Below are 18273 nucleotides of genomic sequence, written 5' to 3' on the forward strand. Positions count from 1 at the left end.
GGCGGCTGGGTTCACGCCCGACAGTACATCGATTCGATGTGCACATCGAATCGATGTGAGAAGATGGCGTCATGCTGGAACTCGCGATCCTCGGCTTCCTCGCCGACGGCCCCCTGCACGGCCATGAGCTGCGCCGCCGCGTCACCCAGCTGTCCGGGTACACGCGTCCGGTCAGCGACGGCAGCCTCTACCCGGCCATCAACCGCCTGACGAAGGCGGGTCTCCTGGAGCGGCACACCGAGCCGGGCGCGGGCGCGGCGCGGTACGTCCTGAGCCTCACCGAGGCCGGGCGTACCGAGATGCTGAAGCGACTGCGCGAGCCCGCCGACCACGAGATCACCGACTTCACTCGGTTCTTCACGATCCTGGCGTTCCTCTCCCAACTGCCGGACGTCACCGAACAGCACGCGGTGCTCCGCCGGCGGCTCGACTTCCTGGAGGCGCCGGCGAGCTTCTTCTACGACGGGGACCGCCCCCTGCGCGCGGAAAACGTCGCCGACCCCTACCGTCGCGGCATGCTGCTCACCGCCCGCGCCATCAGCCGCGCCGAACGCACCTGGCTGCGCGAGGTCCTGGGCGAAGCCGACCCCGGCGCCGCGCGCCCCGGTGATGGTCCCGTTACGCTCGATGAGCACGCGAGCTGAGAGGCTACGGAGGTCTGCACATGCTTGCTTCCTGGTACGACCGACAGGGCCCGGCAGCCGATGTGTTCCAGGTGGGCGAGCTGCCCGAGCCGCAACCCGGCCCGGGTGAGGTACGCGTGCGCATCACCGTGTCAGGCGTCAATCCCGGCGACACCAAGAAGCGGCGCGGCTGGCTCGGCTCCTCCATGGCCTTTCCGCGCGTGATCCCGCACAGCGACGGTGCCGGCGTGATCGACGCCGTCGGTGAGGGCGTCGACGGCACTCGGGTGGGCCGGCGGGTGTGGGTGTACGGCGCCCAGTCCTACCGCGCCTTCGGCACCGCGGCGCAGTACTCGGTCGTACCGGAGCACTTGGCCGTGTCCCTCCCCGATCACCTCGGCGACGAACTCGGCGCCGCCCTGGGCATCCCGGGCATCACCGCCCACCGCGCCGTGTTCGGCGACGGGTCGGTCGACGGCAGGACCGTACTGGTGCAGGGGGTCCTCGGCGGCGTCGGCTCCATGGCGGCCCAGCTGGCCCGCTGGGGCGGAGCGACCGTCATCGGCACCGTGACACGCGGCAAGGACCTCGACCGCGTCGATTCCTCCGTGGTGTCCCACGCCGTGGCACTGGACGAGGACGACCCGGCCAAGGCGATCCGCGCCCACGCGCCGCAGGGCGTGCACCGGATCGTCGAAGTGGCCCTCTCCGACAACGCCGACCTGGACGCCGAGGTGGTGGCGAACGACGCGGTCATCGCCGCCTACGCCACCCGGGCCGACCGGCCGCAGGTGCCGTTCTGGCCCCTGCTGTTCGCCAACGTGACCCTGCGCCTGATCGGTAGCGACGACTTCCCCGTCGAGGCGAAACGGCAGGCAGCCCGCGACCTCACCGCCGCGGCCGCGGTCGGTGCCCTCACCGTCGACATCGGCGCCCGCTACCCACTGGACGAGATCGCCCAGGCCCACGACCGCGTCGACGTCGGTGGCCGCGGCCGCGTTCTGGTCACCATCCCCCAGTGACCACGTCAAGGCCACCGCGGGCGCCCAGGTCCGCGCAGGCCTTGAGGAAAAGCTGTGGGTCGGGCTTCTCGCGGCCCGCTTCGCAGGAGATCACGCACGCGTCGATCAGGTCCTCAAGCCCGGCACGGGCCAGGTGGATCCGCAGGTCCCAGGCGAAGTCGCTCCCGATCCCGATGCGCACTCCCCGGGCGCGCAGTGCGCGGCGCGTGGGTTCGGTGTCGCGGTAGGGCAGCCAGGCGTCGGGTGCGGTGAGTTCCCGGTACGCCGTCTCCTCGATGCCGCCGGGTGACGGTGCGCGGGACCCCTCCCGGGGGCCTTCGCGTAGAACGGGGCTGTGCCCACCCTCCTGGTTCTCGCCGCGCTGTCCGGCTGCGGCTCCGACACCGCGAAGCTGCGGCACTTTTCGGCGGAACACTGGTTGTCGTACGCGTCTTCGAGGAGGGGTGGACATGGGGCAGGTGCGCGAGGGAGTACGGCTGGGGGCCTGGGCCGTCGGCGGGATCGTCGGCCTGGCGGTGTTGTACGTGATCGGGGTGTTCGCCTTCGGTGGCGCGGGGTGGATCACCGCCCCGTTCCGCGGTGAGGCGGACAGGCGGGAGAACACCGTGGGCTCGGGCGAGTTCCGGCAGACCGCGTACGAGGAGTTCTTCGATCTGTGCGAGGCCGTGCAGAACGCCGAAGGGACGATCCGGGCGCTCCAGGAGGAGCGGAAGACCGCTTCGGAGACCCGCGCGACGCAGATCGACCAGTCGGTCACCGCGCTGAGGGCCACGCGGATCGAGTCGGTCAACGCCTACAACTCGAAGGCCGCCCAGGAGCACCGCGCGCCCTTCCACGACAAGGATCTGCCGTACCGGCTGGATGCCGACGTCGAGCGCACGACGTGCACCAACTGATCCCCATCTCATCCCGGGAAGAGGGCAGCACCGCATGAAGAAGTCCGTACGCATGGTCCTGGCCGCCGTTGTCGCGCTCGTCCTGGGCCTTGCCCTGACGTCCTGCACCGACTCCAGCCAGGACAAGGAGAACAAGGCCAAGCAGGACAACTACGATCACCTGGTGGCCCAGCAGCCGGCGGGCCGCATGGAGTACTCGCCGACCCGCGAAGCGATCAACCAGTGGATCAAGACGTGGGGAAAGCGCGGCAAGCTCTCGTACGTCTACATCCAGAACGCCAATGGTGCGTACGGGTACTTCATCATGAAGGGCCTGCCGGTGCCGCGCTGCAAGATGCTCACGCCGACGGAGAGGGCGGAGTCCTCCAACAACGGCGTCGCGGTCCTCGCGCAGCCCGGCATGGACGGCACCTACACGTCGGGTTCCACCTGCAACGCCTACTACGGATTCGACGCCACGACGGGCGCGTACATGGAGTTCACGGTCGGCACGAACCAGTCGTTCTTCCTGTTCGACAAGCCCATGACGATGCCGGAGTACGCCAGCGCCAAGCAGCTGGGGCCGACCTCGGTGAAGGACGTCGAGTAACGACCGGGTCCTCCGTCATTCGGTACTCCCGGGCGTGACGATGCGTACCCTCGCCGTGCGACGGCCGGGGTTGCGCAGGGCGCGGACGCCCGTGTCGCGGAGCCAGAACCCGGCGTCGCGTCCGAGGACCGGACCGGGTGCGCCGTCGCGCAGCTCCAGCTGCACCCGCCCGCGGGTGACGACGGCGAACGCGTCGTGCCACTCCGCCGCGAGCACCGCGACACGTACGCCACCGCGCAGCGTGAGCGTCCTCATGGGGGCTACTCCGCGTCCGCCGGCAGGCGCTCGGGCAGCCCGAGCCGGGGGAACTGATCGTCATGGAACGTGGTGATCTCCGCGATCGCCCCGCCGGTGATGCGCAGGACGTCGAGGGTCAGTGGCAGGTAGGCGCCCTGCTGCTCCTGCCAGAGGTAGAAGGCGAGGGCGGGCTGCCGGTTCACCGATGTGTGGACGCAACGCATGCGCCCCAGGTCCGCGAACCCGTCCTCGACCCAGTTGTTCACCACCATGTCGCGACCGATGGTCAGGCCCGGGGTGGGCGGCATCGAGAAGCGGACGTCGTCCCGCAGCATGGCGGCGAGACCGTCGATGTCCTTGGCGACGCTCGCGTCGGTGAAGCGGCGCACCAACTCGCGTGTCGCGGCGTCCTGTTCGCCGCCGGTCCAGTCCTGCCGCTCGGCGGGCAGGTGCTCCCGCATGCCGGCGCGAGCCCGCTGGAGCGCGCTGTTCACGGAGTTGACGGAGTCTCCGAGGAGCTCCGCGACGTCCTTCGCCCGCCAGCCGAGCACGTCCCGCAGGATCAGCACGGCCCGCGGACGTGGCGCGAGGTGCTGGACGGCGACCAGGTACGCCAGCTCGATCGTCTCCCGCGCGACGGCGACGGTCTCCGGCTCGTCCGCGTCGCCCGCGGCCAGTTCGTCGAGCAGTCGGTCCGGGTAGGGCTGAAGCCACAGCACCTCGCCGCCGGTCGCGGGCTCCGGGCGGCACTTGGCGAGCAGGTCCAGGCAGGCGTTGGTGGCGATCCGGTACAGCCAGGCCCGGAACGTCGACCGCCCCTCGAAGGTCTCCCGCCGCCGCCAGGCACGCAGGAACGTCTCCTGCACGGTGTCCTCGGCGTCCTCGAACGACCCGAGCATCCGGTAGCAGTGCACGTGCAGCTCCCGCCGGTGCCGCTCCGCCAGCCCCGAGAACACCGGCTCGTCGACCTCGCCCAGCCCGCTCACGCCCAGCTCCTCCGGCCGCGTTTCCGCAGTCATCATGTTGTCCTTCCGCCTTGTCGTGTCCCGTCGTAGGTGTGACGGGCACGGGCGCGAAAACTCATCACCGGCCGACGGACAGCACCGAATCCGGGAGCAACGTGCCCTGGACGAGGGCGTGGGCCCGCGCCTACGACGGTTCGGCGCCGCCTTCGGGGTGGTCGTGGTGCTCGCGCCCCATCTCCGTCACCCCCTGCCCGGTCGCGCGCGGTCAGCAGACACGATCCACCAATTCCGCCGGTGCGTCAGACGGAACCACGCCGACGCGACGCCGCGCGACATCCGGTATGACGCGCCTCCGAACCGTCGGTCTCCGTGCCAGGAGTCTCCGTGCCGCGGGTCTCCGTGCCGTCAGTCGAGGACGACGACGTGTTTGCCCGGTGCGCCGCCGGACTCCAGGTCGATGTGGGCCCGGGGGACCTGGTCGAGGCCGTGGTGGACCTTGGCGACGGCGGGCTTGAGGCGGCCCGCGGCGATGGACCGCAGCTGGCGGTCGAGGACGGCGGCCGGCAGGTCGGTGGCCCCTCCGCCGTACACGGTGAGCCGGACTCCGATGGGGATGACGGCGAAGGGGCTGAAGTCGGGGATGGTCCATTCGCCCGACAGTGAGCCGGTGAAGCAGACCGTGCCGCCCGGGCGAACCGCGCGCAGGGTGTCGGGCAGGGCGGGCCCGCCGACCAGTTCCAGGGCGGCGTCGACCCCGCCCGGGCACAGTTCGCGTACGCGGTCGGCGAGTTCGCCGTCGTCGACGAGGGCGTGGTCCGCGCCGTACTCGCGCAGCACCTCGGTGCGGTCGGCGCGGCGCGTGGTGGACAGCACGGTGGCTCCCATGTCCTTGGCGAGGGCCGCGGCGGACAGGCCGACGGTCGAGGTGCCGCCGCGGATGAGCAGGGTCTGGCCCGGCCGGAGGCCGAGCCCGGTGGTGAGGGAGCCGTAGGCGGTCTGGAACATCTCCGGCAGGGCGCCGACGGTCTCCCAGGGCAGGTCCGTGTCGAAGGGGATCACCTGGCCGACGGGGACCAGGGTGTATTCGGCGTAGCTGCCGTCGTAGCTCCGGCCCATGCCGCCCATCATGGTCGCCACTTTCTGGCCGGGCGTCAGGCCGCTGCCGTCCGGGGCGGCGTCGACGATGCCGACGCCCTCGATGCCGAGGATGCGCGGGAAGGAGAAGTCCGGATCGGATTCCCCTTGCCTGCTGGTCACTTCCGATTCGTTGACGCCGAAGGCCTTGATGCGGAGGCGGACCCAGCCGGGGCGTACGTCGGGGACGGGTACGTCGGTGACGGTCAGCTGGTCGGGGGCGACGGGGCGGGTCAGGACGATGGCTCGCATGGTCTTGGGCATGGCGGTGAGTTCTTCCGGTGCGGGGGAGGGGAGTCAGGGGCGTGCGGATGCCGGAGTGAGGTAACGCCCGGTGATGCTGTCGGGGTGGGCGGCGAGTTGTTCGGGGGTTCCGGTGGCGACGATGCGGCCGCCGGCCTCGCCGCCGCCCGGGCCGAGGTCGACGATGTGGTCGGCGCCCGCGATCACATCGAGGTCGTGCTCGATGACGATGACGGTGGCGCCGCTGTCCACCAGGCGTTGCAGGACGTCGAGGAGGGTCTGGACGTCGAGGGGGTGCAGGCCGATGGTCGGCTCGTCGAAGACGAACAGCGCGTCGCGCTGGTCGCGGTCGACCTCGGCGGCGAGCTTGAGGCGCTGGGCCTCGCCGCCGGACAGGGCCGGGGTGGCCTCGCCGAGGGTGAGGTAGCCCAGGCCGAGGCCGACGAGGGTGCGCAGCCGGGTGTGGACCTTCTTCAGATCCCCGGTGTGCTCCAGTGCCTGGGCGACGGTGAGGGCGAGCAGCTCGGGCAGGGTGAGTCCGTCGTCCCCGCCGCGGCGCACCTGGTCGGCCTCGGGGGCGAAGCGGTGACCGCCGCACTGGGGGCAGACGATGTCGACGTCGGGCAGGAACTGCACGTCGAGGTTGATCTGGCCGGTGCCGTCGCAGGTGGGGCAGCGCAGACGGCCGGTGTTGTAGGAGAAGTCGCCGGCCGTGCAGCCCAGGCGTCGGGCGTCGGGAGTGGCGGCGTAGGCGCGGCGCAGCTCGTCCAGGACGCCGCTGTAGGTGGCGACGGTGGAGCGGACGTTGACGCCGATGGGGGAGGCGTCGACGAGGTGCACGCGGCTGATACCCGCCGGGGTGAGGGAGCGCACGTGGGCGGGCAGGTCCTCGCCTGCCGCTTTCGCGCGCAGGGCGGGCACCAGGCTCTCCAGGACCAGGGTCGTCTTGCCCGAGCCGGACACACCGGTGACGGCGGTCAGCCGCCCGCGGGGCACCTCCAGCTTCAGCGGGTGCACGGTGTGCAGGGCGCGGGTGCTCAGCCGGATGCGGCCGAGGCCGAACATCTCGTCGTCGGTGGTGCGTTCGCGGGAGCGGACGTGTTCACGGCCGGTGAGGAAACCGCCGATACGGGAGACGGCGTCGTCGCCGAGGTCGGCGACGGTGCCGGTGGCCAGCACGGTGCCGCCGTCGCGGCCGGAGCCGGGGCCGATCTCGATGAGCCAGTCGGCCTCGCGCAGCACCTGCACGTCGTGGTCCACCACGACCACCGAGTTGCCGTCGCTCAGCAGGCTGCGTACGACGCCGAGCAGGCCGTCCACATTGGACGGGTGCAAGCCGATCGACGGCTCGTCCAGCACGTACAGCACGCCGGTGGTGCGGTTGCGCACGGCGCGGGAGAGCTGGACGCGCTGGCGTTCCCCGGTGGAGAGGGAGGAGCCGGCCCGGTCCAGAGTCAGGTAGCCCAGGCCGAGTTCGACCAGGCGGCGGGCGGTCTCCAGCATCTGGGAGACGATGCTGTCGGCCATCGGCCGCATGTGCTTCGGCACGGTCGTGGTGAGGGTGGGCGCCCAGGCGAGAAGGTCGTCGAGGGTCTTGGCGGTGGCCTCGGCCAGGTCGATGCCGTCGACCAGGGTCGAGCGGGCCTGCGCGCTGAGCCGGGTGCCGTCGCAGTCGGGGCATTTCTGCACGCTCAGGAAGCGTTCGACGCGGTCCAGGCCCTTCTTCGTCCTCGCCCTCCGCAGCGCCTCGCGTACCGCCTCCCGGGCGTTGCGGTAGCTGGCGTTGAGCTCGAACATCTTGCCGTTCTTCGCCGGGTACACGATCATCCGTTTGGTCTCGGGACCCTCGAAGACGAGGTGCCGCTCCTTCTTCGTCAGCTTCGAGAACGGCACATCGGTGCGCACCCCCAGTTCGCCCGCGACCTGCGGCACGACGGTCAGGCCGAACATCTTCCAGGGCGCCACCGCCCCCTCGGCGATGGTCAGCGACGGATCGGGGACGAGCCGGTCGTCGTCCACCTCCCGGACGGTGCCCGTGCCCTCGCAGCGCGGGCAGGCGCCCTCACTGTTGAAGGCGTACGACTCCGCGCTCGGCGGCCCGAACACCACACCGCACTCCGGGCAGGTCAGCGGCAGGTCCAGGGCGACGTCCATGGTCGGCTCCAGCCGGTGCCCCTTGGGGCACTGGTGCCGTCCGAGCCGCGAGTAGATCAGCCGCAGGCTGTTGAGCAGCTCGGTCGAGGTGCCGAACGTGCTGCGCACCCCGGGAACACCCGGCCGCTGGCGCAGCGCGAGAGCCGCCGGGACGTGCTCGACGCTGTCCACCGCCGCGTGCGCGGCCTGGGCCAGACGGCGGCGGGTGTAGGTGGACAGCGCCTCCAGGTACCGGCGGGAGCCTTCCGCGTAGAGCACCCCGAGGGCCAGCGACGACTTCCCGGAACCCGACACCCCGGCGATCGCCACCAGTCGGCCCAGCGGCACGGTGACGTCGACGTTCTTGAGGTTGTGCACGCGCGCGCCGCGTACCTCGATCGCTTTCGGCGTGGTGGGTTCTCCGGCGGTGTCTGTGGCGTTCACTGCCAAGGTCCCTTCTCCAGGTGATCGTGCGGCGTCCCTCGGCCCTGTCGGGTCAGGACGCCGTCGCCTCTGTCGCGGTCTGGGCGAACGCCCAGTGGGAGTGCACGATGCGCCACTCGCCGTCGATCAGGCGGTAGGCCTCGGTGGCGTTCCACGCGCGGAGCTGCCGCTCGTCGCCGTTGTCGTCGAGCACGTACGTGTCGAGGTTGTAGGCCAGGAGCGCGAAGTCACCGCTGTCGCCGACGATCACGTCGGGGTTGAGGTAGTCGCTCCGCACGATGTGCGGGTTCGAGTAGAGCGACTCGATGTGCGCGACGACCGCGTCACGGCCCACGAGCAGTTCCTTCAGAACCGGATCGAAGTAGCTGATCTCCTCGGCGTAGTTGTCGAGGTAGCCGCGGTTGTCGCCGGCGCTCCACCGCTCGTTGAAGGACTTCTCCAGCTCCAGAACGGTCTTGCCGATCTTGTCCTTGTCGACGCTCATCCCGTGTCCCTTCCCACGTGTGTACTCCTGGCGCCGCGCGGCACCGGTGGTCCCGCCTGTGCGGGTCCCACCAGCCACTATTCCCGGGGGTCGGTCATATCGGGCTGGAGATGACGGACATGAGATGGTCACCAGCGGACAGGTGGACAGGTGGACAGGCGGGCAGATGGGGAGACGGGCAGGCGGGCGGCTGGGCGAAGGGGATCCGGTCTTCCCCGTGTCAGGCGGGTTCGGCCGTCGTGCCCCGCAGGACGAGGCGTGGGGTGAGGACGACTTCGCGGGGTTCGGTGCGGTCCTGGTCGAGGCGCTCGACCGCAGCGGTCACCGCGTGCCGGGCCTGTTCCCGGGCGCTCTGGCTGACGGTCGTCAGGTTGAAGCAGCTCAGCCGGGAGAGCGTGTCGTCGTCGTAGCCGACGACGGAGACCCGGTCCGGGACGGCGACGCCGGCGCGGTTCAGGGCGGTCAGCACACCGATGGCGGACTGGTCGTTGAACGCGACGACCGCGGTCGGCGGTTGGGGGTCGTGGAGGAGGTGGCGGGCGGCGTGCTCACCGGCCGCCTCGGTCTGGTCTCCGGTGAGGATCCGAATGTGCTCGCCCAGTCCGTGGCGGCGCATGGCGGTGCGGTAGCCGCGGCGCCGGTCGGTGGCGATGACCCCCTTGCCGCCGTCGACGTGGACGATCTCGCGGTGGCCGAGGCCGACGAGGTGGTCGACGATCTGGCCCACGCCGTCGTCGTCCGCGGTGCGTACGACGTCCAGGGCGGCGTCGGCGATGCGGCGCCCGACGGCGATGACGGGGGTCTTGTTGTCGAGGGTGGTGAGCATGTCGGCGGATGAGGTCGGGCCGAGCAGGATCAGTGCCTCGCTGCGGAAGGCCAGCAGTGTCTCCACCGCGGTCTGTTCGTCGCGGGTGCGGGTGAGTGTGCTCAGGACGAGGTCGTAGCCGACCTCCTCGGCCGCGGTGTGCAGATGCTCGACCAGTTCGGCATGGAACGGGCTGCGGATGTCGACCATGACACCGAGCAGCCGGCTGCGCCTGCTGGCCAGCGTGCTGGCGGTGCGGTCCACCTGGTAACCGAGCTCGGCGGCCGCCTTGAGGACACGCTGCCGGGTCCGCTCGCTGGGGCCGGGGACGCCGCGCAGTACCAGGGACACCGACGCCGTGGACACACCCACCCGCGCGGCCACGTCCTCCAGCCGCGGACGCTTGTGCCCGCCGTTGCGGTGACGCATGGAACCACTGTCGCCCACTTGTACCTCCGCTCGTACCTCCGCGCGGCGCGTCTCCTCGTGCACCACCCTTGACACGATCGCGAAGCAAGGCCGATAGTACCAGAACTTAAAGCGCTTTAAATTGTCCTGATGTTCTAAAGGATTAGGTCAACAGAACTAGGTCAACGCACAAAGAGGTGCACGCCCATGCCCCGCACACCGCTTCCCCGCACACCGCTTCCCCGCACGCCGCTTCTCCGCACGCGCAGAATCGTCCCCACAGTGACCATGGCCCTCGCGGCCGCCCTGACCCTCGCCGGCTGTTCCAGCGGCTCGGGCGGGAAGAAGGCCGAGGAGAGCGCCGGCGACGTCTCCGCCGGCAAGGCCTCCACCCCGCGCATGACGATCGCGATGGTCACCCACGCGCCCTCCGGCGACACCTTCTGGGACACCATCCGCAAGGGCGCCGAAGCCGCCGCGGCGAAGGACAACGTCAAGCTGATCTACTCCAACGACGAGAACGCCGGCGACCAGGCCAACCTGGTGCAGAACGCGATCGACCAGAAGGTCGACGGCATCGCCGTCACCCTCGCCAAGCCCGACGCCCTCAAGGACGTGGTCGTCAAGGCCGAGAAGGCCGGCATCCCCGTGGTCGGCCTCAACGCGGGCCTGGGCGTCTGGAAGCGGCAGGGCCTGCTGTCGTTCTTCGGCCAGGACGAGTCGGTCTCCGGCGAGGCGCTCGGCTCCAAGCTCAACGGCACCGGCGCCAAGCACGCCCTGTGCGTGATCCAGACCCAGGGCGACGTCAACCTCCAGGAGCGCTGCGACGGCGTGAAGAAGACCTTCAGCGGCACAACGGACACCCTCTACGTCAACGGCACGGACATGCCGTCGGTGAAGTCGACCATCACCGCCAAGCTGAAGCAGGACTCCTCGATCGACGAGGTGGTCACCCTCGGCGCACCCATCGCGCTGACCGCCACGCAGTCGGTGTCCGAGTCGGGCAGCAAGGCGAAGGTCGCGACCTTCGACCTCAACAAGGCTCTGGTGTCCGCCATCGAGGAGGGCACCATCCAGTTCGCGGTCGACCAGCAGCCCTTCCTGCAGGGCTACCTGGCCGTCGACTCCCTGTGGCTCTACAAGACCAACGGCAACTTCAGCGGCGGCGGCCAGCAGCCGGTGCTGACCGGCCCGGCCTTCGTCGACAAGTCCAACGTCGAGGCCGTCGCCCGGTTCGCCGCCAAGGGAACCCGGTAATCAGCGTGACCCGGCAGGCCGCGCAGGTCCGCGGACCACTGCGCGCGGCCGGCGGCCACGACCTTCCACGCCCCTCACCCTGATCCGAAGGCATGCCCCCATGAAGATCGCCCTCGACCCGTACATGATCCGTCACGTGCCCCTCCTCGAACTGCCGTCCGTGGTCGCCGAGTTGGGATACGAGTGGATCGAGCTGTCCCCTCGGGAGGACTTCATCCCCTTCTTCCGCCACCCGCGCGTGGACGACGCGACGGTGCGCAAGTTCCGCAAGGCACTGGACGCGGCCGGCGTCGGCATCTCCTCACTGCTGCCGCTGTTCCGCTGGTCAGGACCGGACGAGGACGCCCGGCAAGCCGCCGTGCGGTACTGGAAACGCTCGATCCAGATCGCCGCCGATCTCGGCGTGGACAGCATGATCTCGGAGTTCAACGGCCGCCCGGAGGACCCCGACCGCAGTGAGGCGCAGTTCTGGAAGTCGCTGGACGAACTGCTGCCGGTGTTCGAGCGCGAGGGCGTCAAACTGGCGCTGGAGCCGCACCCGGACGACTTCATCGAGAACGGCTATGACGCGGTCAACCTGATCCGGGGCATCAACAACGCCGACGTCACCTTCCTCTACTGTGCCCCGCACACCTTCCACATCGGCAACGACGCCCCCGGCATCATCGAGTACGCGGGCGACCTGCTCACCCACGTCCATCTGGCCGACGCCCTCGACCACACGGCGTCCTCGGGCAACCGCTACATCCTCAACCCGCCCGGCACAGCGGCCCGCATCCACCAGCACCTCGACATGGGGCAGGGCGAGGTGGACTTCGACGAGCTCTTCCGCGAGCTGCGCGCGAACGGCTTCGACGGCACCCTCACCGCCTGCGTGTTCGCCTGGGAAGAACGCGCCAAGGAGTCCTCGGTGTTCATGCGCAAGAAGATCGACGAGTACCTGACCGCCTGACCGTGACAGGCCGCGGCCCCCGAGGCCGTGACCACCCGCCGGCTCGGCAGGCCCAGCAGCCCACCCGCGGCTTCCACTTCCCCACCCCTTCGAAGGGCACCGCTATGACCACGTCCGCCCAACCCCTCTCCGTCGCGGTGATCGGCGCCGGCATGGCCGGCCGCAGTCACGCCGCCGGATACCGCAACGTCAACACGGTCTTCGGGGCAGGGCTGCCGCCTGTCCGGCTGGCCGCGATCGCCGACGCCAACGTCGGACTCGGTGAGGACGCCGCCCGCCGCTACGGCTATGAGAGGGCGCTGCCGAGCTGGGAGGCCGTCGTGGAGGACCCGACGATCGACGCGGTCTCCATCGTCGTGGGAAATGATCTGCACCGTCCGATCGCGGAGGCGCTGATCGCCGCCGGAAAGCATGTTCTGTGCGAGAAACCGCTGGCCGGATCGCTCGAAGACGCCCGTGCCATGGCCGAGTTGGAGCGGGACGCCGAGGTCGTGACGGCCGTCGGATACACCTTCCGGCGTTCGCCCGGCATCGCCGCCATCCGTGAACACGTCCAGCGTGGCGACCTGGGCGTTCCGACGCTGTTCAGCGGCCGGTACTGGTGCGACTACGCGACCGACCCGAACGGGCCGCTGAGCTGGCGGTTCAGAGGCGGCGCCGGTTCCGGCGCGCTCGGGGACATCGGATCGCACATCATCGACGCCGCCGAGTACGTCGCCGGGCCCATCGCCTCAGTGTCCGGGGCCGTGCTGTCGACGCAGATCCCCAAGCGGCCGCTGCCGCTGGGCGCCGTCGTCGGGCACAACGCGGCGCCCGTCTCGGACGAGTTCGGCGAGGTCGAGAACGAGGACACCGCGTCCTTCACGGCCCGCTTCGCGTCCGGTCCGGTCGGCACCTTCTCGGTGACGCGCACCGGCTTCGGCCTGCCCAACGGCCTCGCCTTCGACGTTCTGGGCGTGGGCGGACGGGCCGCGTTCGACCAGCACCGGCCAGCCGAGTACCTCTTCGACGACGCGCAGCCCGACGCCCGTACGCGCGGTGCCCGCCAGGTCATCGTCGGTCCGCGACTGCCGTACTTCGGGGGCGGGGTGCCGATGGAGGCGCCGGGGGTGGGTGCCAGTAACGCCGACAACTTCACCTACCAGGCACGGGCCTTCCTCGACCAGGTGGCGGGCGTCGCCGAGCCGCTGCCGGCCTGCGCCACCTTCGCCGACGCGCTGCGGACCATGGAGATCATCCGGGCCGTCGTCACGTCCTCGCGCAGCGGCGGTGCCGCCGTCGACATCCCGCCCGCCGCCTGACCCGGCCACCTGTTCAAGGAGCACGCACATGGCCCTCAAGCTCGGCGCCTACACCGCCTGTCTGCACGACCGCACCCTCACCGAGGCGCTCGACATCCTCAAGGAGAACGGTCTGACCTCCGTCGAGGTCAACACAGGTGGCTTCATCCCCTCCCCGCACTGCCCGGTCGACCTGCTGCTGTCCTCGGCCACCGCCCGCGAGGAGTACCTGGCCACCTTCGCCGACCGCGGCATGGAGCTCACCGGACTCAACTGCAACGGCAACCCGCTCAACCCGCTCCCAGGCGTCGGCCCCAAGCACGCCGACGACCTGCGCCGCGCCATCCGCCTCGCCGGCCTGCTCGGCGTCAAGCACGTCGTCACCATGTCCGGTACGCCGGGCTCCGATCCCGACGCCAGGTACCCGTCCTGGGTGGTGAACCCGTGGGACGGCGTGTACATGGACGTCCTGGACTACCAGTGGGGCGTGGCCGTCGGGTTCTGGCAGGAGATCGATGCCCTGGCCCGGGAGAACGACGTCCGGGTCGCCGTCGAGATGCATCCGCACAATCTCGTCTTCTCACCGGTCACGCTGAAGCGGCTGGTCGACGCGGGCGGCCTGACGAACGTCGGCGCCGAGATGGACCCCTCCCACCTGATGTGGCAGGGCATGGACGTCATCGCCTGCGTCAAGTGGCTCGGCCCGCTGGTCTTCCACGCCGCCGCGAAGGACGCGACGCTCTGCCCGGGCGCCGACATCCGTGGCGTGCTGGACACGTCGTTCACGCGCGTGCCCGCCGACGCCCCCGGCAAGGTGCCCACCGGCTACGGCTTCTGGTGCAACGCCTGGCCCGAGAACCCGGCCTGGAAGTTCGTCGCCGTCGGCCTCGGCAACGGCGTCCCCTTCTGGACCGAGTTCCTGCGCGCCCTCGCCGACATCGACCCGGACATGGCCGTCAACATCGAGCACGAGGACGCCGCCTACTCCCAGACCGAGGGCCTCGCCCTGGCCGCGAAGAACCTGCACAGCGCCGCGGCAGCCGTCTGAACGACGTCAGATCCCGACGGGGACCGGCTTCTCGCTGGGCTCGCCCTCCGGCAGGTCGCCCTCCTTGATGCCGTACCGCGTGTAGAAGCGGGCCAGTGGGCCCGGTGCCCACCAGGCGGCCCTGCCGAGGAGTCGCATGACGGCCGTTCCCAGCAGGATGCGCACCACGAGTACGTCCGTGAGGACCGCGAACACCATGCCGACGCCGAAGAGCTTCATCGTCAGCACGTCGCTCATGCCGATCGCGGCGAGGGGCACGCACATCAGCACGGCGGCGCTCACGACCAGGCGGCCGATGGACTGGAGCCCGGTCGCCACGGCGGGCGTGCTCTCGCCCAGTTGGTCGTACTGCTCCTTCATCCTGGACACCAGGAACACCTCGTAGTCCATGGAGAGTCCGAAGATCAGCGCGAACAGCATGATCGGCATGTTGGGCTCGATGTTGCCGGTCGGATCGAAGCCGAGCAGCCCGTTGAGATGGCCGTCCTGGAAGATCCAGACAAGGACGCCGAAGGTCGCGGACAGCGACAGCAGGTTCATCGCGATCGCCTTCAGCGGCAGCAGCACCGAGCCGAACGCCAGGAACAGCAGGATGTACGTCGTCACCGCGATGTAGAGCAGCATCCACGGCAGGGTCTCGCCGAGGGCGTCCAGGGTGTCGTCGTAGACCGCCGACTCGCCGCCGAAGTACGCCCGGGCGCCCGGCGGTTCGGGGACGTCCTTGAGCCGGTTCACCAGGTCGCGTGCCTGGGTCGAGACGGGGTTGCCGTCGTAGGTGACCGACACCCGGGCCGTGGTGCCCTCGGTGCCGGTGATCCGGGCACCGGTGGCGCCCTCGGTGGCGCCGAGCCGCTCGGCGTACGCCTGGAGCTCCGCGCCCTGCTCCTTGGAGGTCGCGGCGGACTTCAGCACGAGCAGCGAGTCGATGGACTTCACCGCGTCACCGTCGAAGTCGCGTTCCATGGTGGTGAAGACCTGGCGGCCCTGGGAACTGCTCGGCAGCTGCTGGGCGTTGATGGAGCCGAACTCGATCTTGGAGAAGGGCAGGGCGAGGGTCAGCAGCAGGCCCACCGCGCCCACCACCACGATCCATCGCCGCCGCATCAGGCCGTGCCCGAACCGGTACCAGGAACCCTCGCCCGCCGTCGTCGGGTGCACGGACTTCTTGCGGCGCAGCGGAAAGGCGTTGACCTTCGGGCCCAGCACGGCGAGCAGCGCGGGCAGCGCGACCAGGGAGAAGAGCACCGACAGCACGACCGCGGCCACACCGCCGTACGACATCGACTTCAGGAACGTCGACGGGAAGAGGGTCAGGCCGGCCAGTGCCGTCGCGACGGTGACGCCGGAGATCACCACGGTGCGTCCCGCCGTGGCGACGGTACGTCCGAGCGCCTCCTCGCCGGTGTGGCCGCGCGCCAGTTCCTCGCGGTAGCGGCTCACGATCAGCAGGCCGTAGTCGATGGCGACCGCGAGACCCAGGATCGTGACCAGGCTCATGGCGAACACCGACACATCGGTGACTGTGGAGATGGACCGCAGGACGGCCATCGATCCGACGATGGACAGCACGCCGACGAGCAGGGGGAGGAAGGCCGCGGTGAGGCCGCCGAACACGATCAGCAGCAACAGGAAGAGCACGGGGGCGGAGAGGATCTCCGCGGTTCTCAGGTCGTGTTCGATCTTCTCGCCGGCCTGGAAGCCGGTGGGCACCGTTCCGCCCTGCAAGGTCTCAAGGCCGGGTGCCGCGAGTTTGTCCTTGATCTTCTTGTACGCGTCCTCCTTGGCCTTCTCGCTGCTGCCGTGCAGGTTCAGCGCGACGTAGGTGGCGTGCCGGTCGTGGCTGACCTGCGCCGGCATCTTGGTCTGCCAGTAGTGCAGGTAGCCGGTCACGTCCGCCTTCGGCAGGGACTCCACCTGCCGGACGACCGCCCGCTGGAACGACGGGTCGTCGACGGTGCGGTCCTCGTCGCGGTAGACGATCACCGCGTCGGGCGTCCGCTGCGGGAAGGCGTCCTCGGCGATCTGCGCGGCGCGTTCGCTGTCGGAGCCGGGGTCCTGGAATCCGAGTGGCGTCAGGGAGCCGAAGACGCCGGCACCGTAAGTGCCGGAGAGGACGGCGAACAGCAGGGTGAGGATCAGCAGCGGCTTTCGTCTCCGGTGAAGCAGACGGCCGAAACGCTCAAACATGGTTGCTCCTGGATGGGTGACAAGCGCCGGGCAGGTGGGGTGGCCCGGCGTGGGGATCGGCTGTCAGGGGTGCGCTCGATGCCCACGCAGCGAACCATAACAGCGTTTTGATTACTCGCCGCAAGCCCGTCTGGCGCCTACCTGGTCTTCCTCTTGGGCCGGTCGCCCGCTCGTAATCGTCCCTCCACGGCATTCATAACGGTGTTGCCATATGCTGATGCCATGGCCAGGCTCAAGACACACGACGAAGCGCTCCGGCTCCGGCTCCTGCACCGCGCGGCCGCTACGGTTTTCGACCGCGGCACGGCCGCGCTGAGCCTGCGACAGCTCGCGGCGGACGTGAAGACCTCGACCACGGCGGTCTACTCGCTGTTCGGCGGCAAGGCCGGCCTGCTCGGCAGCCTGTACGAGGAGGCCGTACGGCTCTTCGCCGAGCGCCTGGCCACCGTGCGCCCGACGGACGACCCGGCCGGTGACGTGATCCGCATCGGGCTGGCCTATCGCGAGTACGCCGTGGCCAACCCGCATCTCTACGCGATCCTCTTCTCCGACCGCAGTGTCCAGTGCCCGTCCGACTCGGACAGGCCGCGTGAGGTCGTCGAGACCTACCGGCCCCTGGTCGACGCCGTGCGCCGCGGGCAGCGGGCCGGGCAGTTCGGTTCCGCGACCGATCCCGAGATCGTCGCGCTGTCGGTCTGGGGAACGGCCCACGGCCTGGTGTCCCTGGTGCTCTCCGGGAACGAGCCGCCCGAGCTCGCGGTCGCCGACTGCTATGAGCGGGCGCTGCGGGCGTTGGTGGCGGGGTGGCGGCACAGCGAGGAGCCGGTCGCGGGGCTCGCGCAGGGGACGTGATGACGCGGCCGGGAGTCTCTGTTCGGACACCCCTGGAAACCGATCGGTTTTCATTACGTCCGATTCGGGTTAATCTCACGGTATGACCACTGAAGTGAGGCCAGGCCCTCGAGAGCGGCTGCTGAAGGCGGCGGCCACACTCGCGTACCGAGACGGTGTAGGCGTCGGTGTCGAGGCGCTGTGTGCGGCGGCGGGAGTGTCCAAGCGCTCCATGTACCAGCTGTTCGAGAGCAAGGACCAGCTCCTGGCGGAAAGCCTGAAGGAGGGCGCTCCCGTCTTCGTGGGATCTCTCCTGCCCGCGGCGGACGACGGCCGGTCGCCCCGCGAGCGGATCCTGCATGTCTTCGAGCGGCTGGAGGCGCAGGCGGATGCCCCCGAGTTCCGCGGCTGCCGCTACCTGGCCGCGCAGATCGAGCTCAAGGATCAGGACCACCCCGCCAGCCGGGTCGCCCGGCGGGTCAAGGAGGACCTGACCGCCTTCTTCGCCGCCGAGGCCGAGCGGGGCGGGGTCGGCGATCCCGCCCTGCTGGCCCGGCAGCTCAGTCTTGTCTTCGACGGCGTCAGCGCCCGCGCGGGAGTCGGAGCCGACACGCCTGACGGTCTCGTCGCGCCCACGGTGGCCACCCTGCTCGACGCGGCGGGCGTGCGCTGACGCATCGCCCTCCCGGGGACTTGCGGTCGGAAACCGATCGGTTTACGGTGAGGTGAAACCGA

General features: G+C 70.1%; 18 protein-coding genes. 10 read left to right on the plus strand and 8 right to left on the minus strand.

Annotated features, from left to right (window positions below; translation table 11 throughout):
• The first annotated feature begins 71 nt into the window (after window positions 1–71).
• Window positions 72–644, plus strand: coding sequence for a PadR family transcriptional regulator (locus SLINC_RS42185; RefSeq protein WP_067443697.1), 573 nt, complete (start codon window positions 72–74; stop codon window positions 642–644).
• A 20-nt stretch (window positions 645–664) separates the two neighbouring features.
• Entirely contained in the window at window positions 665–1645 is a 981-nt protein-coding gene (locus tag SLINC_RS42190) for an NADPH:quinone reductase (RefSeq protein ID WP_067443698.1), read from the plus strand.
• Here SLINC_RS42190 and SLINC_RS48900 read toward each other — a convergent pair.
• Window positions 1629–2045: an HAD family hydrolase gene (locus SLINC_RS48900; RefSeq protein WP_211292769.1), complete on the minus strand. Its 417-nt coding sequence runs from the start codon at window positions 2043–2045 to the stop codon at window positions 1629–1631. The genes SLINC_RS42190 and SLINC_RS48900 overlap by 17 nt on opposite strands.
• 49 nt (window positions 2046–2094) lie before the next feature.
• On the opposite strand from SLINC_RS48900, the gene SLINC_RS42200 reads away from it, so the two are divergent.
• Both SLINC_RS42200 and SLINC_RS42205 read left to right on the plus strand, forming a co-directional pair.
• Entirely contained in the window at window positions 2095–2541 is a 447-nt protein-coding gene (locus SLINC_RS42200) for a hypothetical protein (protein WP_067443699.1), read from the plus strand.
• A gap of 34 nt (window positions 2542–2575) precedes the next feature.
• The gene (locus SLINC_RS42205) at window positions 2576–3130 is read left to right on the plus strand and encodes a hypothetical protein (RefSeq protein ID WP_067443700.1); all 555 of its coding nucleotides are present in this window, start codon (window positions 2576–2578) and stop codon (window positions 3128–3130) included.
• Between the two features lie 15 nt (window positions 3131–3145).
• Here SLINC_RS42205 and SLINC_RS42210 read toward each other — a convergent pair whose 3' ends face one another.
• From SLINC_RS42210 to SLINC_RS42235, 6 genes are all read right to left on the minus strand, one after another.
• Complete coding sequence (locus SLINC_RS42210; RefSeq protein WP_067443701.1) at window positions 3146–3385, minus strand: hypothetical protein; 240 nt, start codon at window positions 3383–3385, stop codon at window positions 3146–3148.
• Between the two features lie 5 nt (window positions 3386–3390).
• Complete coding sequence (locus tag SLINC_RS42215) at window positions 3391–4389, minus strand: RNA polymerase subunit sigma-70 (protein ID WP_237282014.1); 999 nt, start codon at window positions 4387–4389, stop codon at window positions 3391–3393.
• A 348-nt stretch (window positions 4390–4737) separates the two neighbouring features.
• Window positions 4738–5718 (minus strand): zinc-binding dehydrogenase, encoded by a 981-nt coding sequence (locus SLINC_RS42220; RefSeq protein ID WP_067446397.1) that lies wholly within the window; start codon window positions 5716–5718, stop codon window positions 4738–4740.
• Between the two features lie 45 nt (window positions 5719–5763).
• Window positions 5764–8286 (minus strand): excinuclease ABC subunit UvrA, encoded by a 2523-nt coding sequence (locus SLINC_RS42225; RefSeq protein WP_237282015.1) that lies wholly within the window; start codon window positions 8284–8286, stop codon window positions 5764–5766.
• 52 nt (window positions 8287–8338) lie between these two features.
• Window positions 8339–8770: a YybH family protein gene (locus SLINC_RS42230; RefSeq protein ID WP_067443704.1), complete on the minus strand. Its 432-nt coding sequence runs from the start codon at window positions 8768–8770 to the stop codon at window positions 8339–8341.
• 220 nt (window positions 8771–8990) lie between these two features.
• Window positions 8991–10004 (minus strand): LacI family DNA-binding transcriptional regulator, encoded by a 1014-nt coding sequence (locus SLINC_RS42235; RefSeq protein ID WP_067446400.1) that lies wholly within the window; start codon window positions 10002–10004, stop codon window positions 8991–8993.
• A 267-nt stretch (window positions 10005–10271) separates the two neighbouring features.
• Between SLINC_RS42235 and SLINC_RS42240 the strand changes: the two genes are divergently transcribed.
• The 4 genes from SLINC_RS42240 (at window position 10272) to SLINC_RS42255 (ending at window position 14520) form a co-directional block, all read left to right on the plus strand.
• Window positions 10272–11240 (plus strand): sugar ABC transporter substrate-binding protein, encoded by a 969-nt coding sequence (locus tag SLINC_RS42240; protein WP_237282082.1) that lies wholly within the window; start codon window positions 10272–10274, stop codon window positions 11238–11240.
• A gap of 100 nt (window positions 11241–11340) precedes the next feature.
• The gene (locus SLINC_RS42245) at window positions 11341–12192 is read left to right on the plus strand and encodes a sugar phosphate isomerase/epimerase family protein (RefSeq protein ID WP_067443706.1); all 852 of its coding nucleotides are present in this window, start codon (window positions 11341–11343) and stop codon (window positions 12190–12192) included.
• Between the two features lie 104 nt (window positions 12193–12296).
• Complete coding sequence (locus SLINC_RS42250) at window positions 12297–13493, plus strand: Gfo/Idh/MocA family protein (RefSeq protein WP_067443707.1); 1197 nt, start codon at window positions 12297–12299, stop codon at window positions 13491–13493.
• Between the two features lie 28 nt (window positions 13494–13521).
• A complete protein-coding gene (locus SLINC_RS42255; protein ID WP_067443708.1) occupies window positions 13522–14520 on the plus strand; it encodes a sugar phosphate isomerase/epimerase family protein in 999 nt (332 codons plus the stop codon).
• Between the two features lie 6 nt (window positions 14521–14526).
• On the opposite strand, the gene SLINC_RS42260 is transcribed toward SLINC_RS42255, so the two are convergent.
• On the minus strand, window positions 14527–16707 hold the full coding sequence (locus tag SLINC_RS42260; protein WP_067443709.1) for an MMPL family transporter: 2181 nt from the start codon (window positions 16705–16707) through the stop codon (window positions 14527–14529).
• Window positions 16708–16929: 222 nt separating this feature from the next.
• Between SLINC_RS42260 and SLINC_RS42265 the strand changes: the two genes are divergently transcribed.
• Both SLINC_RS42265 and SLINC_RS42270 read left to right on the plus strand, forming a co-directional pair.
• Entirely contained in the window at window positions 16930–17559 is a 630-nt protein-coding gene (locus tag SLINC_RS42265; protein WP_067443710.1) for a TetR/AcrR family transcriptional regulator, read from the plus strand.
• An 82-nt stretch (window positions 17560–17641) separates the two neighbouring features.
• The gene (locus SLINC_RS42270) at window positions 17642–18211 is read left to right on the plus strand and encodes a TetR/AcrR family transcriptional regulator (protein ID WP_067443711.1); all 570 of its coding nucleotides are present in this window, start codon (window positions 17642–17644) and stop codon (window positions 18209–18211) included.
• Window positions 18212–18273 lie beyond the last annotated feature (62 nt).

Source organism: Streptomyces lincolnensis, assembly GCF_001685355.1.
GTDB classification, from domain to species: Bacteria; Actinomycetota; Actinomycetes; order Streptomycetales; family Streptomycetaceae; genus Streptomyces; species Streptomyces lincolnensis.

Bases quoted from the DNA above. Each gene is read 5' to 3' on its own strand.
- SLINC_RS42185 (WP_067443697.1), top strand. From the start codon at position 72: ATGCTGGAACTCGCGATCCTCGGCTTCCTCGCCGACGGCCCCCTGCAC.
- SLINC_RS42190 (WP_067443698.1), top strand. From the start codon at position 665: ATGCTTGCTTCCTGGTACGACCGACAGGGCCCGGCAGCCGATGTGTTC.
- SLINC_RS42200 (WP_067443699.1), top strand. From the start codon at position 2,095: ATGGGGCAGGTGCGCGAGGGAGTACGGCTGGGGGCCTGGGCCGTCGGC.
- SLINC_RS42205 (WP_067443700.1), top strand. From the start codon at position 2,576: ATGAAGAAGTCCGTACGCATGGTCCTGGCCGCCGTTGTCGCGCTCGTC.
- SLINC_RS42210 (WP_067443701.1), bottom strand. From the start codon at position 3,385: ATGAGGACGCTCACGCTGCGCGGTGGCGTACGTGTCGCGGTGCTCGCG.
- SLINC_RS42215 (WP_237282014.1), bottom strand. From the start codon at position 4,389: ATGATGACTGCGGAAACGCGGCCGGAGGAGCTGGGCGTGAGCGGGCTG.
- SLINC_RS42220 (WP_067446397.1), bottom strand. From the start codon at position 5,718: ATGCGAGCCATCGTCCTGACCCGCCCCGTCGCCCCCGACCAGCTGACC.
- SLINC_RS42230 (WP_067443704.1), bottom strand. From the start codon at position 8,770: ATGAGCGTCGACAAGGACAAGATCGGCAAGACCGTTCTGGAGCTGGAG.
- SLINC_RS42235 (WP_067446400.1), bottom strand. From the start codon at position 10,004: ATGCGTCACCGCAACGGCGGGCACAAGCGTCCGCGGCTGGAGGACGTG.
- SLINC_RS42240 (WP_237282082.1), top strand. From the start codon at position 10,272: ATGGCCCTCGCGGCCGCCCTGACCCTCGCCGGCTGTTCCAGCGGCTCG.
- SLINC_RS42245 (WP_067443706.1), top strand. From the start codon at position 11,341: ATGAAGATCGCCCTCGACCCGTACATGATCCGTCACGTGCCCCTCCTC.
- SLINC_RS42250 (WP_067443707.1), top strand. From the start codon at position 12,297: ATGACCACGTCCGCCCAACCCCTCTCCGTCGCGGTGATCGGCGCCGGC.
- SLINC_RS42255 (WP_067443708.1), top strand. From the start codon at position 13,522: ATGGCCCTCAAGCTCGGCGCCTACACCGCCTGTCTGCACGACCGCACC.
- SLINC_RS42260 (WP_067443709.1), bottom strand. From the start codon at position 16,707: ATGTTTGAGCGTTTCGGCCGTCTGCTTCACCGGAGACGAAAGCCGCTG.
- SLINC_RS42265 (WP_067443710.1), top strand. From the start codon at position 16,930: ATGGCCAGGCTCAAGACACACGACGAAGCGCTCCGGCTCCGGCTCCTG.
- SLINC_RS42270 (WP_067443711.1), top strand. From the start codon at position 17,642: ATGACCACTGAAGTGAGGCCAGGCCCTCGAGAGCGGCTGCTGAAGGCG.